We start from the raw sequence: 13,443 nt of genomic DNA, 5'->3' as shown, positions 1-13,443 counted from the left end.
ATTTCAATAATTTTCTAATTACCTCTAACCGGAAAGTAAATTAAGAAAAATGAAATTATACCTAAAGCTGTTCCAACAGCACTAATAGCTTGTGTAATCGAACTATTATTACCTAGCATAAAGGTAGCGGCTAGTGTCAATAATACAAATAAGGCTGTGCCAACTATTGACAATAATAAAGGAGTAGTACGAATTAATATATCTTTACAACTGGTCTGAAATATAGGTGTTTCAACTATATTTAGGTATCTATATTGCTTTCCTTCCTCTAAGTCATGAAATAGTATTTGCCAAGGCTTATCATAATTTGGGGTTATTAACAATTCAAAACTGTAAATCTTATCAAAGTTTTCTAATAAACAACAAGCTAGTATATCACCAATATAGCTTTTGCTTACTGAAGTAACATCAATAATTACATTTTCTGATTTTTTACTTTTTAAATAAGAAATATACTTGCGTAATTCCAGGTATTTTACTCTTTCAATATCCCATTTTATATTATCCGTTAAAATGGGCATATATTTTGCTTCTATTTTTGCTATTTCGCTCGTATTATAATAGGCATCTAAATTGACAACAGTATCTTTTAAATTACCTGTATAGTATTTGTATTTTCCTGTGGTCAGATTTTTAATTAAATCAAAAACATTTGCACGTAGTATATTAAGTTGAACTTGGTTGACCCTGGAGTCTTCAATCTGAACAAATATAATACGATTTGTCCCACTTAATATGCAGTGTGCAATTGGATTTAAATATTGATCTGGCCGGTCAGTCGTTACAAAAATGTATAATTCTTTCAATCTTCACCTCTAAATATAACTATGCGACTCTTGCCTGAAACTTTAGCTTTTCTAAGACAAATTAATGCCTCTAAAGAGTTTCTACCTACCCCAAATGAGATAGTTTTTCCCGTTATTTGTAAAAACAAATTTGCATAACTGTCTAAATATTCTTTAATATTTTTTTCTGCTGAAACGACAAAACATATATCGTCACCAGCTACATAAACTACAAAACCATTCAGCTGAGTTTCTACAAGCTCTGCTATATTGTTAATAGCATTTTCTACATGAGAGGAAAACTGGCTAGCAGCTTCAAGACTTTCTTCTAGTAAATAAAATTCAATCGCATTGCCTATATTATCTCCATCACCCAGACAAACAAGTATATTATCGTACAACATTTAGAAATATTCAGATTCATTTAAAGAAAATTTTGCTTTATTCATAATAAGATAGACTCTATGCTTATTGTTGCAATCACAGAATAATACTTAACTATTAAATCTAATTTGTTAATCAGATTATTTAGGAAGTGGGTAAAAACACAAATTGATTGAAGCGCAAATCATTGCGCCTCTAAAAATTATCTGTGTGTCCACAAAGAAGTTTCTAACTAAAATAAATCAAAGTTCTTGTTGCAGATATTGCTGATATCCTAGCTGTTCTAGTTTAGCTTGCTTATCCATCACCATATCACATAGACTTTGACGATAATTCTGCACCTTTTCTAATAACTCCGGTTGATGAGTCGCCAGAATTTGCACCGCTAAAAGTCCAGCATTTTTTGCATTACCTATAGCAACCGTCGCCACGGGAATCCCGGCTGGCATTTGGACGATAGAATACAAAGAGTCCACACCTTGTAAATTACGAGTAGCAACAGGAACACCAATTACAGGCAAAGGTGTTAAAGCAGCTACCATACCAGGAAGATGAGCCGCACCACCAGCCCCAGCAATAATGACTTTAATTCCGCGTTGATGGGCAGATTTAGCGTACTCTACCATCCTTTCTGGGGTACGATGGGCAGAGACGATCGCCACTTCACTTTCTACACCAAATTGATCACAAACAGCGATCGCATCTTTCATCGTAGGCAAATCTGAATCACTGCCCATAATAATGCCGACAACAACAGACATAATAATTAAAAATTCAAACTTCAAAATTTAGCCACACCAGAAGGTGAAGTCCAAATATCATCTCATAATTTAGTCATTAGTCATTAGTCAATAGTCAACAGTCAAAAGTCAACAGTCAACAGTTTTTCCCCCTGCCCCCTGCCCCCTTGCCTGATTCCCTATGCCCCATTCCCAACCTATAGACATTATCAACGCTAGAATTCCTGGCTATCAGGGTTTACAAATTCTTTTAGTCAACTCTCAGGGCATAATTGAGCAAATTCTGCCAATGGGAACAGTATTTAAGCGAGTTCCGCCACCAGATTTGCAAATATTAGACGTAGCTGGCGATTGGATTTCTTTAGGAGGGGTTGATTTACAAATTAACGGGGCTTTAGGTTTGGCTTTTCCTGATTTAGCTGCTGAAAACTCCCATTTAATGGCGAAAATTTCCCAATATCTCTGGAATGTGGGAGTTGATGCTTATTTACCGACACTAGTAACTACTTCTGTAGAGAATATACAGCGATCGCTGGCTGTAATTGCAGATTTACTTTCTACTCCCCAAACTACAGCGCAAGTTCTCGGTGTCCACTTAGAAGGGCCGTTTTTAAACTATCACAAGCGTGGCGCACACCCAGCCGAGTATTTATTGCCGCTCACCATCGCTGAAGTCAAGCGGGTATTGGGTGATTATGCCCATGTTGTGAAAGTGATCACCTTAGCACCAGAGTTAGATACCACAGGGGAAGTCATCCCCTATTTGCGTTCTTTAGGTATCACCGTCAGTCTAGGACATTCCCAAGCCACGGAAGCCCAGGCAAAACAAGCCTTTGAACTAGGCGCAACGATGGTAACTCACGCTTTCAACGCTATGCCACCCCTCCACCACCGCGAACCAGGGTTATTAGGTGCAGCAATGACTCACCCTGGTGTTATGTGTGGCTTTATTGCTGATGGGCAACATATTAAACCCACAATGTTAAAAATTCTCCTCCTTGCTTGCCCAGGCTTATTTTTAGTTAGTGATGCCCTGTCACCTCTGGGATTACCTGATGGTGTGTATCCCTGGGATAGTCGGGAGATAGAGGTAAAAAACGGCACTGCACGACTACCTGACGGCACATTATCGGGGACAACTCTCCCTTTATTAGTGGGAGTACAAAACTTAGTCAAATGGGGAATTTGTGACATAGAAACAGCGATCGCCCTCGCCACCGATGCACCCCGAAAGGCGATCGGTTTACCTGGAATTTCCCCTAAGCAAGCCGCTAACTGCTTACGCTGGCATCACAATAAGACCACTCAAGAACTTCAGGTTATGCGAATATTGCATTAATTTTTACATTTCTTTAGCAATAGCTTTTCACTTTAAATCTTAATTAGCGTTAGAATAAACGATACTTTCCCAGCAATTTATACCAATTCATAAAAAAGTTTGATTAAGATGCAAACGCCAAAAGTTTTGCAGAGTATCACTTTTTGAATTTTCAATTTTGCAGGCACAAGCCTTCTCATAAGGGTATTGTGAATTGGTGTGACATCAGGGTTATCAATCAACTTCTTTAGTAGAAAAAGTTAAGTAAAAATGGCACTCTACTTTTTGATTTTGTTGTGTGCTGGTTTAATGTCTGCCTGTTTTTTGTTAAAAAACAATCACAGAGAAATTGCATATTTAGTAGGTATATTTGCGATCCTCAGCTTAATTGCCATCTTAATCTTAGCTCCCTGGCAATTCCTACTTTTACTATTGATTCCTGTAGTTATCAGTACAAGTTACGAATACTACATGAACAATCGTGTTTCTATAGAGACAGAAGCAGCACAAACACCCATATTGCTGAACGAACCAGAAGATAAATTAATTTATCGTGGTGCTATATATCACGCTGACAACCATCATAAATCTGATGAAGTCAAAACATCTCCAATTACTCATAAACTACACTACAGGGGGGGTATTTACTCAGTTTGCGCTGATGGCAATGATCCTAACGCCACACTAGATACACCATCAACAGACTGTAAATTAAGCTTTCGGGGAAATACATATTCCATCAAATTACAAACAGAACAATTGAAGGAAAAAGCCCCCCAGTAGCTTATGAATGAGGCGCACCCAATAAGACAATCGAACAACTCAATTCATTAATAACTTGGGTTGTGACCTCGCTAACGGCAAATCCACCTGTAGTTCGATAACGAACAGCACGCAAAATTGCTAAATCAAAAGCTGCGGCTTCTTGGATGATCACTCTAGCAACATTATCATCTCTAACTATCTTAATCTCGGTTCGCGCTTGCACTTGACTATTAGCCACAATCTCAGACAACTGAGTCGCAAATTGTTCTAGTAGCGGTTCTGGGGTACTCAGCCCGCATACGTGCAGTAACACTACCTCACCTTGATTACTGTCAGCCATAATTTGAGCCAGCCTCAAAGCACCTACGGTTTGGGGCATTAAATCACCAACAGGGACTAAAATTTTGCGGATAGTACGAGGATTATTTAACAAGCGTGTTACCGCTACTGGACAATGAGAAGACCAGAAAACACTATCAATGACGTTACCAAATAATCTGGCACGTAAACCCGTAGTTCTAGACCAACCCATCACCACTAAGCTAGCATTTTGTTCTCGACTCGCGCGGCTGATTCCTAAAGCCACATCATCATCAATGCGAATAGCAGGTTGTACTTCCACGCTAAATTCTTGACCGATATCTTTAGCTAATCTCAGTCTTTGTTGACTTTGTTCTAGTGCTATTCCTAATTGGGGATCATCCATATGCACATGAGATTTAGCAATAGCTAATGGCACAATCCGCCCAGTTTCGTGATGAGCTAAAATTGCCGCCATTTCTATGAGATATCGCTGGGTTTGGGGATTATATATTGGTACTAAAACTGTAAAAGGATAATGATTTTCTTCTAATAGTTGTTCCTCAGAATTTCCCCACCAAATTGCTAAACTATCTGTATCTAATTCTGCTTGTGGAAGCTGTAATAAAGTTGCAGATTTAGCAGTAATAATCGGCCCAATAATTGATGTGACTAGCATCAAGACAATAACACTATTTAAAACACCTTCATCCACTAACCTTTGCCCTGCCGCATTTATACTTTGGTAGGCTACTAATGTAGCTGCTAATGTAGCTGCTACCTGTGGTAATGATAAAGACCACATGGTAATCAGTTCTGCATTGTTATAACGGTAAATGAATTTGGCGAACAATGCAGCTAAAAATTTACTCCCAATTAACGCTACGACAATAAACAAAGTTAACCAAAAAGAAGAAAGAGTTTTGATAAAAGCTGGGATGTTAATCAACAATCCCATATCCACAAAAAAGCAAGGAATAAATAAGGCACTACCAATAAATTCGACCTTTTCTTTAACAGGGCTACGTCCCAAAACATCATTAACAGCTAAACCTGCGAGAAACGCGCCTACAATCTTCTCTACGCCAATGACTTGCGCGCCTACAGAAGCTAAAAATAATGCTAGTAAAATGAACAAAAACTGGTTACTTTGCTCGTCTCCAGAACGCCGAAAGAATTCCTTACCCAACCAATCAAAACCAAACAGTACCGTAATCGAGTAAATCGCCAACCCACCTAATAAAGTTAAGAGACTGAAAGTTGTAAAATCACCACTGTGAATCCCTACACAAATAGCTAGAACGAGTAAAGCACCCGTATCAGTAAAAATTGTGGCACCAATTGTTACTGTGACAGCTTCATTCATTACCACTCCTAGACGGCTCACAATGGGATATGCCAAAAGAGTGTGAGAAGCCAGTAAAGAACCTATTAAAACAGAGCTATTCCAGCTAAAATTAAAGATACGTCCAACTAAAATTCCGGCGAGCATTGGCACTATAAAAGTCAGGAAGCCAAAGCCCATCGAGCGATTTTTTGTCCTCCGAAACTGCTCAATATCAACTTCTAAGCCAGCGACAAACATTAAATAAACTTTGCCGATATCTGAGAGTAATTTCACGGTTTCAGAATTGGAATTTAAAAGCTTTAAACCATTTTGGCCTAAGATTACACCTGCTAGAAGTAGTCCGACTAGTCCAGGTAACTTTAACCGTTCAAATATCGGCGGAACAGTAAAAATAACCGTTAGGAGAATTGTAAAAGCAATAATAGGAGTATCAACTATTAAATTAGAACCCATATATGATGATTGTTGTTTAAAGGTTAAAATATAACTAATAAAACATTATTGGCGAGACTTGATAAATTGGCTATCTATGGAAAATTGAATCGGATAAACTGTAATTTTTGGATATCAACTCCTACGTGGTGTTTCAGTCGTAGGCTATTATGGCACTTTTATGATAATTTGATTCAAATATAAACAAATCTAGCTTTATTCCCAGAAATTTAGTATTAATGAGATTTTACAGGGGCGATCGCCATTAAAAATTTCTCACCTGTAAACCTAGAGAAAATACAGTCTCAATCATGATGTATCAACGCAATTCATTGTGCCTAAACACAATATTTACCTGCCATAACCTCACAACACTGTATTGACCCACACAATTTACCAAACAGCTGATCAGTAATCGTAGCTTTATTTCCGCCCCACCGTAATGTTGCACTAGACATAATTCCAGAAAAATCTGGAAGAGTGTTCTGAATGTTGGCTATCAATGATAATTTTAAGAATCGGGAAGCCTTAAAAATCGAAGTTTATGAACGCAGCCGACGATAAAACTATTGTTCGTGAGTATTTCAACTCCACAGGGTTTGACAGATGGAGACGGATCTATGGCGATGGTGAAGTTAACAAAGTCCAGCTAGATATCCGCAATGGCCACCAAAAAACCGTGGATACCGTCATCGGCTGGCTCAAAGATGATGGTAATTTAGCAGACTTGTCAATATGTGATGCTGGTTGTGGTGTGGGCAGTCTCAGCATTCCCCTAGCTACGGCAGGTGCGAAGGTTTACGCCAGCGATATTTCCGAAAAAATGGTAGAGGAAGGCAAACAAAGAGCCGTAGCCGCCTTGGGAACTGCTGAAAATCCCACCTTTGCCGTTCAGGATCTAGAATCTTTGACAGGTAGTTATCACACCGTCATCTGTTTAGATGTCCTGATTCATTACCCCCAAGATAAAGCCGATGAGATGATTTCTCACCTTTGTTCTTTGTCTGAGTCCAGAATTATTCTCAGTTTTGCACCGAAGACTTGCTTTTTGGTATTACTCAAAAAAATCGGCAGTTTATTTCCAGGGCCTAGTAAAACCACTCGTGCCTATCAACACCGTGAAGCCGATATCATCAAAATTCTAGAAAGCAACGGCTTTACTATTCAAAGAAAAGCATTTACCAAAACTAGTTTTTACTTCTCCCGCATCTTAGAAGCTACTAAGAGTGGAGATTAGGGATTGGGGACTGGGGACTGGGATAAAGGAGGCAGGGGGGCAGGGTGCAGGGGGAAATGGGGAAATTCTTCTCCCCCCTGCACCCTGCACCCTGCTCCAATTCCTCTTCTATGCCCCATTCCCTATTCCCAATTCCCATGAATATGGAATCAAAACTTATAAGTTAATACCTGAATTGCTGTACTATCAGACAAATCTCCAGATTTAATACTGATAGTGTCACTACTACTACGACGCACAGGTGTACCCTGCATCAAGGTCAAAAAGTCGTCTACTGGTGTGATATTACAGGTTTGAGGATCAGCAGCTTGTGTGCGGTAGTGGGTAGGAATGACCAACTTGGGATTTAAGACTGCGATCGCCTGTTTTGCTTCTTCGGCAGTATAAGCCTTATCGCTACCACCCACGGGAATTAACAATACATCCGGCCGTCCCATAAGAATTTTTTGTTCAATGGAAATCGGTGCGGCTGCTCCCCCTAAATGTAAAATGTTAACTCCGCCTTGCATCCACTTCCAAACTGTATTCACACCAAATTGCTTACCACCTTTGCGATCGTGGTCAGTTGCAATTCCTTGTAACTTCATGCCCTGGAATTCATACGCGCCTGGTGTAAACACTAACTTGGGATTTCCAGGTAAACCATCAACTGCACCCTCATCTAGCAACTGACTGCTGATTAGCACCAAATCTGCTGTCACCCTTGGGGGACGGTATTTAGCAGTACAGCCGACGGTGCGGAAGGGGTTAACGAGGATTCTTTTCCCCCCACCTGTAAATAAAAAGCAGGTGTGACCTAACCACTGTACGGAAACCCCGCTAGATTGGGCGTTAGCTTCAACATGGGAAACTAAAGTAGAAAATATAGCTGTGGATAATCCTGCCCCAGCATAGCCAATAAAATTTCGTCGTTTCATTAATGATTCTCTTGTAACTGTTGCAGAAAATTTCTGAGTAATTGTTTGCCTGAAGATGTCAGAACACTCTCTGGATGAAATTGGACACCTTGAATGTGAGGATAGTTCCGGTGTCTCACTCCCATGATTGTGCCATCTTCTACCCAGGCGGTGATTTCTAAAACTTCTGGACAAGTTTCCCGTTCAATCACCAGACTATGATATCTGGTGGCAGTCATAGGATTTTCTAGCCCGTGGAAAACACCTACCCCAGTATGAGTTACCTGAGAAGTTTTACCGTGCATTAATTCTGGAGCAGAGATAATATTACCACCAAAGACTTGACCAATACTTTGATGTCCTAAGCAAACACCCAGGATAGGTAAATTAGAGCCTAACTCTTTAATTAAATCTAAGGATATTCCCGCATCTTCTGGACGACCAGGCCCAGGAGAAATCACGATCGCATCAGGTTTGAACTGCTGAATTTCGTCTAAAGATATCTTGTCGTTACGGAAAACCTGAATATCCGATGCCACGGGAAATTCAGCCGCCAGTTCTCCGAGATACTGTACTAAATTGTAAGTGAAACTGTCGTAATTATCGATGACTATAATCACAGTGTGTAATAGCTCCTGGCTTCTACTCTCACCATGTTAATTGTCACCAGATTTGCGCCATTGTAAACCCATCATCAGCAAAAAATTGCTGTAAGCGTCAGCACTCACCACTCACAACTCATTACTCATTACTTATTACTCAGCACCGGCTAAACGCCGCGCTACCGCTAACAGCACTCACTACTCAGCACTCTAAAACACCGAAATTATCAAAGTGAACAACGGCGGTAGCAGCAATACACCTGCGACAAATACAGCCACTAAAGCCGACACTAACACCGCACCAGCCGCGCAATCCTTCGCGATTTTTGCTAATTCATGGTAGGTCTGCTTTACAGTTAAATCTACTAAAGACTCAATCGCCGTGTTTAACAACTCTAGTGCCAAGACTAAACCACTAGTAATGCCGATAATGGCAATTTCCACGGCAGATAAATGTAAAAATACACTTAAAGCGATCGCCAAAGTACAAGCCGCTATATGAATACGGAAATTGCGTTGAGTCTGAAAACTGTAACTAATTCCAGCCCAGGCATACTTAAAACTCACTAGTAAACTAGAAGCCACTTGCCAAGAAAATTCCCGTTCTTTTTTGACTACGGTAAATAATTGATTTTGTGTTGGTGGCGGTGAGATTTGCTGAGACATAGGCTAAAATTTAGTACAGTGCGGTATATTTACTGAGAACCTGCGATGATTTTACTATTGCTATAAACTTTAATGCAGCTTTTCACAGAAGTATTATAAAAGGATGCTCTAAATTTCAAATCTATAAACACATAAGTATTTAATATTCTATGTTTATGCCAATACCAACAGACTCTAGTAAAGTTACCTGTTGTTTGAGCATTTGCATTAAACTCTCCTCATCAGGGTGATCCCAGCCGAGTAAGTGTAGTAAACCATGAGCCACCAACCAAGCCAACTCAGTAGATAAACTATGTTCCTGTTGTTGGGCTTGACGCTGTGCCGTATTTACTGAAACAACTATATCTCCTAAATACAAAGGTGCAAGAGACATTTCCGCCACATATGGAAAATCCACCTCTAAGGCTGCAAAAGAGAGGACATCTGTAGCTTTATCTTGGTGACGATACTGGCTGTTGAGTTCTTGAATTTCCGTATCATCAGTTAACCGTAGGCTAATTTCATAACTAGACGCGGCTGGAAGGTGAGGGTGCAAAATTTCCAACCAGTGATGAAACCACTTTTCCCAAGTTTCAGGCGTGATTTGGTCTTCCAGGTAACAAGATTTTAGAGTCGCTTCCGAAGAAGACTCACAAAAAATATCTTGTACATCTAGTTCAACTTCCACCAATTGCCAAATCTCCTTACACCACTATGAGGAATTTTAAGTTTAACAGAGTCGAGTATCGTGGCAAATCGCAGAGAGAAATTTTAACGCAGAGGTTAGCAGAAAAGTCGCTCCAAGTTGAATGGGGGCTGGGGACTGGGGACTGGGGATTGGGAAAGGAGACAAGGGAGACAAGGGAGTATTTATTTCTCTCTCTCTTAGCACTCACTCATTACTCATTACTCATTACTCATTACTCATTACTCCCCACTCACTCAGCACTCAGCACTCAGCACTCTTCAGCTAGGTATTTAGCGAGTTAGGTAAGCCAAGCCTACAAAAACGGCTAACAATCCCACTGTAGTTAGGAGGAAATGCTTCAATGAAGTACCACCCTTTCGCACCATATTTCGCATAGCCAACTTGACGTAGCTGGGTTGAGTTTCTTTTGAAGGCGAGTTACTCATAATTAAATAACAAGTGCTTTTATATATAAATGTAACAGTTTCCTATAATTTATATTGCCAAATTGATCAAGTCTCTTCTACTTGGGGCATAGGGAGTGGGAAATGGGGCATAGGGAATGGGACAAGAAGTAAGCAAAAATTCACCTTGTCTACCTTGTCTACCTTGCAATTCCCAATCCCCAGTCCCTAATCCCCAATCCCCAGTCCCCCACTACGCCGACTCTACGAGTTGGTTTTCCTGACGCAGATAGGCTTGGATGAACATATCAAGGTCGCCGTTCATGATGTCAGCGATCGCAGTTGTTTCTGCATTGGTACGCAAATCCTTTACCATCTGGTAAGGATGAAAGACATAGTTACGGATTTGGTTTCCCCAAGAGGCTTCTACCATATCGCCCCGAATATCGGCAATTTCTTGGGCGCGTTGTTCTTGGGCAATTACTAGCAGCTTGGCTTTCAGGCGTGCTAAGGCTTTCTCTTTGTTTTGCAACTGAGAACGTTCTTCTGTACAACGCACAGCCAACCCTGTAGGTAAGTGAACTACCCTCACTGCTGTTTCCACTTTGTTGACATTCTGCCCACCTTTACCACCAGAACGGGATGTAGTGATTTCTAAATCCTTTTCGGGAATATCCAAGTGTACAGAATCATCTATTTGCGGCATTACTTCCACCCCAGCAAAACTGGTTTGGCGTTTCCCATTGGCGTTAAAAGGTGAAATTCGCACCAGGCGATGTGTACCTGTTTCCGAACGCAAATAACCGTAGGCATAACGACCGGTGATTTCTAAGGTGGCTGATTTAATCCCTGCTTCGTCACCTTCTGACTCTTCCGCCAAAGTTACTTTATAACCATGTGCTTCCGCCCAACGGGTATACATTCTCAGCAGCATAAATGCCCAGTCTTGAGCATCAGTACCACCAGCCCCAGCATTTATAGTTAACACTGCCCCTTCGGCATCATAAGGGCCAGACAACAACTGCTGTAATTCCCATTGGTCAAGTTCACGATTTAGCTTGGTAATGGTAGAGTCAGCTTCTTGTAAAAGTGCTGCGTCGGTTTCCAATTCCAAAAGCTCAACTACAGCTTTCGTATCTTCCAAACTCGCGTGCCACTGATGATACTGTTCTAAGTGGGCTTTCAGCTCGTTGAGTTCTTGCAGTGTTTTTTGGGCAGTGTTTTGATCATCCCAAAATTCTGGCTGTGCCGCTATTTGTTCTAAGTCTTGAATTTTTGCTGTCAGTGCAGGTACGTCAAAGATAGTCCTGGGTCTTACCCAGGCGACTAGACAACATTTCGATTTCGCGTTTGAGTTCTAATACGTCCATTTTGCTAGCTTGAAATAAATCGCTGCGAATAAATTTTGCGGGATTGGTATTTATTGTATTTGACTTTCTGATTTTAGCTGTAATTGGTGAAATTCTTGCACCACTCACGATGATTTTTCCACAGTCATGTAACTTTGCTGTTGCAGATAGGCTTTGATCAAAAAATCAATATCGCCGTTCCATACGTCTTGAACATTTGTTGTTTCGACTTTAGTACGTAAATCTTTCACCTTGGTGTAGGGATGTAAGACATATTCACGAATGATCTGGCTGGATAGAGATTTGATTTCCCCAGGTTGAATATCCGCAATTGATTTGACACCTTGAGCTAGTGCGATCGCCACTAGTTTACTCTTAAGTATAGCTAGGGCTTGCTTTTTGTTTTCTAGCTGACTGCGTTCCTGCTCACAAAAAACAGTAATACCACTGGGAATATGTACAACCCGCACCCATATTTCTGGATGGTTGATATTTTGACCATGCCATTGCCATCTAGTTATTTGCAAATCCTGATCTGGAATTACTAGATCAATAGACTCATCTAAAATTGGGGAAACCTCTACCCTAGCTAAACTTGTCCGCAAGTTTCCACTAGTTTCAAAAGGTGATAATCGCTGTAGTTGATGTATTCCTAATTCTGATTTCAGGAAACCATAAGCATAAAGCCCAGTAATTTCGCAAGTAGCAGATTTAATACCACTGACATCACCACCAGATTCTTCTAGCAAATGTATTTGGTAATTGTGCTTGTTTGCCCATTGGTAATACATCTTAAGCAAGATATATGCCCATTCTTGACCATCTGCGTCATCAGACTCAGCCTTGATCGTCAGAAATGCTCCTTTTTGGTCATCAGAATTAGTTAATAATGCTCTGATTTCTGCTGTTTCCAATTCCTGTTGGAGTTGGGCTAAATTCGCTTGTGCCTCTTGCAGTAGTTGTTCATCTGGGGATGTTGCTAATAATTCCAAGGCAGTTTTTATTTCTTCTAGAATTGAACACCATCGCTGATATTGCTTGTGAATGTAGAATATGGTGTATTCAATTTCTTGCAAGGTTTCGTAAGCAGGATGGGGATTTGCCCAAAAATTTGGTTGAGCAATTACCTGAGCTAATTTTTCAATTCTGTTGTGCAGTTCTCGCAGGTCAAAGACAGTCTTCAGCTTTGCCTAAAATATTCGATAAACTTTTTACTTTGCTTTTAATACTTTCGAGTTCTAGCATAGCTTTGCCGATTTGTGACGAGATGCTAATACACATTGTATTACAAAAACTAGTTGCAACGTCTCACAGCTACAAAAAACCGTAGTTGCTTATGCTGTTACTACGGTTAATCAGTATTTAAGTTGTTGCACTGAAGATTAGGACTTACGCAACGCCAATAATGTTATTGCGACCGGAACGAAGTTTAGGGAAGTAATCTCACCTGACACTGAGATTGCTTCCCTGCGGGAAAACTTTGTGAACGCTATCTTTCGTAAGAAGGAGTTTTACGTTATTTTTGCGTAAGTCCTGAAGATATTTACCTA

15 protein-coding genes are annotated in these 13,443 nt (G+C 40.3%); 3 read left to right on the top strand and 12 right to left on the bottom strand.

All coding sequences use genetic code 11. The features are described from left to right. Positions 1 to 14 precede the first annotated feature (14 nt). The 3 genes from CLI64_RS21925 to purE all read right to left on the bottom strand — a co-directional run bounded on the left by CLI64_RS21925 (position 15) and on the right by purE (position 1,930). Complete coding sequence (locus tag CLI64_RS21925) at positions 15 to 806, bottom strand: hypothetical protein (protein WP_103139203.1); 792 nt, start codon at positions 804 to 806, stop codon at positions 15 to 17. Next, positions 803 to 1,189, bottom strand: coding sequence for a mCpol domain-containing protein (locus CLI64_RS21920; protein ID WP_103139202.1), 387 nt, complete (start codon positions 1,187 to 1,189; stop codon positions 803 to 805). Before CLI64_RS21920 ends, CLI64_RS21925 begins: the two co-directional genes overlap by 4 nt. Before the next feature lie 222 nt (positions 1,190 to 1,411). Next, positions 1,412 to 1,930, bottom strand: a complete 519-nt coding sequence (gene purE / locus CLI64_RS21915; protein WP_103139201.1) for a 5-(carboxyamino)imidazole ribonucleotide mutase — start codon at positions 1,928 to 1,930, stop codon at positions 1,412 to 1,414. 160 nt (positions 1,931 to 2,090) lie between these two features. Here purE and nagA point away from each other — a divergent pair, with 160 nt between their 5' ends. Together nagA and CLI64_RS31300 are read left to right on the top strand one after the other, a co-directional pair. Next, positions 2,091 to 3,248 carry an N-acetylglucosamine-6-phosphate deacetylase gene (gene nagA, locus CLI64_RS21910; protein WP_103139200.1) on the top strand — a complete coding sequence of 386 codons (1,158 nt, stop codon included), beginning with the start codon at positions 2,091 to 2,093 and terminating at the stop codon, positions 3,246 to 3,248. 249 nt (positions 3,249 to 3,497) lie between these two features. Continuing rightward, a complete protein-coding gene (locus tag CLI64_RS31300) occupies positions 3,498 to 4,010 on the top strand; it encodes a hypothetical protein (protein ID WP_192881577.1) in 513 nt (170 codons plus the stop codon). A gap of 1 nt (position 4,011) precedes the next feature. Here the strand turns inward: CLI64_RS31300 and CLI64_RS21900 are convergent, their stop codons facing one another. Next, positions 4,012 to 6,093: a cation:proton antiporter gene (locus CLI64_RS21900; RefSeq protein ID WP_103139199.1), complete on the bottom strand. Its 2,082-nt coding sequence runs from the start codon at positions 6,091 to 6,093 to the stop codon at positions 4,012 to 4,014. 523 nt (positions 6,094 to 6,616) lie between these two features. On the opposite strand from CLI64_RS21900, the gene bchM reads away from it, so the two are divergent. Further along, positions 6,617 to 7,309: a magnesium protoporphyrin IX methyltransferase gene (gene bchM, locus CLI64_RS21895; protein WP_103139198.1), complete on the top strand. Its 693-nt coding sequence runs from the start codon at positions 6,617 to 6,619 to the stop codon at positions 7,307 to 7,309. Positions 7,310 to 7,458: 149 nt separating this feature from the next. On the opposite strand, the gene CLI64_RS21890 is transcribed toward bchM, so the two are convergent. From CLI64_RS21890 to CLI64_RS21855, 8 genes are all read right to left on the bottom strand, one after another. Beyond that, on the bottom strand, positions 7,459 to 8,226 hold the full coding sequence (locus CLI64_RS21890) for an MBL fold metallo-hydrolase (RefSeq protein WP_103139197.1): 768 nt from the start codon (positions 8,224 to 8,226) through the stop codon (positions 7,459 to 7,461). After that, positions 8,226 to 8,825, bottom strand: coding sequence for an aminodeoxychorismate/anthranilate synthase component II (locus tag CLI64_RS21885; RefSeq protein WP_103139196.1), 600 nt, complete (start codon positions 8,823 to 8,825; stop codon positions 8,226 to 8,228). The genes CLI64_RS21890 and CLI64_RS21885 overlap by 1 nt, the downstream gene beginning before the upstream one ends. Positions 8,826 to 9,017: 192 nt before the next feature. Continuing rightward, on the bottom strand, positions 9,018 to 9,473 hold the full coding sequence (locus tag CLI64_RS21880; RefSeq protein ID WP_103139195.1) for a diacylglycerol kinase family protein: 456 nt from the start codon (positions 9,471 to 9,473) through the stop codon (positions 9,018 to 9,020). 139 nt (positions 9,474 to 9,612) lie between these two features. Beyond that, positions 9,613 to 10,140: an rRNA maturation RNase YbeY gene (gene ybeY / locus CLI64_RS21875; protein WP_103139194.1), complete on the bottom strand. Its 528-nt coding sequence runs from the start codon at positions 10,138 to 10,140 to the stop codon at positions 9,613 to 9,615. A gap of 290 nt (positions 10,141 to 10,430) precedes the next feature. Further along, entirely contained in the window at positions 10,431 to 10,586 is a 156-nt protein-coding gene (locus CLI64_RS21870; protein WP_103139193.1) for a DUF3285 domain-containing protein, read from the bottom strand. 211 nt (positions 10,587 to 10,797) lie between these two features. Then, a protein-coding gene (gene prfB, locus CLI64_RS21865) for a peptide chain release factor 2 (RefSeq protein WP_157943341.1) occupies positions 10,798 to 11,914 on the bottom strand; the annotation gives its coding sequence in 2 pieces (ribosomal slippage) (positions 10,798 to 11,841 and positions 11,843 to 11,914; 1,116 coding nt in all). Continuing rightward, the gene (locus CLI64_RS31295; protein WP_103139191.1) at positions 11,840 to 12,022 is read right to left on the bottom strand and encodes a hypothetical protein; all 183 of its coding nucleotides are present in this window, start codon (positions 12,020 to 12,022) and stop codon (positions 11,840 to 11,842) included. The genes prfB and CLI64_RS31295 overlap by 75 nt, the downstream gene beginning before the upstream one ends. After that, on the bottom strand, positions 12,019 to 13,017 hold the full coding sequence (locus CLI64_RS21855; RefSeq protein ID WP_264082509.1) for a PCRF domain-containing protein: 999 nt from the start codon (positions 13,015 to 13,017) through the stop codon (positions 12,019 to 12,021). Before CLI64_RS21855 ends, CLI64_RS31295 begins: the two co-directional genes overlap by 4 nt. Positions 13,018 to 13,443 lie beyond the last annotated feature (426 nt).

This window comes from Nostoc sp. CENA543, from assembly GCF_002896875.1.
GTDB lineage: Bacteria > Cyanobacteriota > Cyanobacteriia > Cyanobacteriales > Nostocaceae > Trichormus.
Note: the sequence above shows the minus strand (reverse complement) of the source record. Positions and strands in the feature narration are given on the sequence as shown.

Excerpts from the sequence above, each read along its gene's own strand:
- CLI64_RS21920 (WP_103139202.1), bottom strand. The coding sequence starts at position 1,189 with ATGTTGTACGATAATATACTTGTTTGTCTGGGTGATGGAGATAATATA.
- nagA (WP_103139200.1), top strand. The coding sequence starts at position 2,091 with ATGCCCCATTCCCAACCTATAGACATTATCAACGCTAGAATTCCTGGC.
- CLI64_RS21880 (WP_103139195.1), bottom strand. The coding sequence starts at position 9,473 with ATGTCTCAGCAAATCTCACCGCCACCAACACAAAATCAATTATTTACC.
- CLI64_RS21870 (WP_103139193.1), bottom strand. The coding sequence starts at position 10,586 with ATGAGTAACTCGCCTTCAAAAGAAACTCAACCCAGCTACGTCAAGTTG.
- CLI64_RS21900 (WP_103139199.1), bottom strand. The coding sequence starts at position 6,093 with ATGGGTTCTAATTTAATAGTTGATACTCCTATTATTGCTTTTACAATT.
- bchM (WP_103139198.1), top strand. The coding sequence starts at position 6,617 with ATGAACGCAGCCGACGATAAAACTATTGTTCGTGAGTATTTCAACTCC.
- CLI64_RS31300 (WP_192881577.1), top strand. The coding sequence starts at position 3,498 with ATGGCACTCTACTTTTTGATTTTGTTGTGTGCTGGTTTAATGTCTGCC.
- purE (WP_103139201.1), bottom strand. The coding sequence starts at position 1,930 with ATGTCTGTTGTTGTCGGCATTATTATGGGCAGTGATTCAGATTTGCCT.
- CLI64_RS21890 (WP_103139197.1), bottom strand. The coding sequence starts at position 8,226 with ATGAAACGACGAAATTTTATTGGCTATGCTGGGGCAGGATTATCCACA.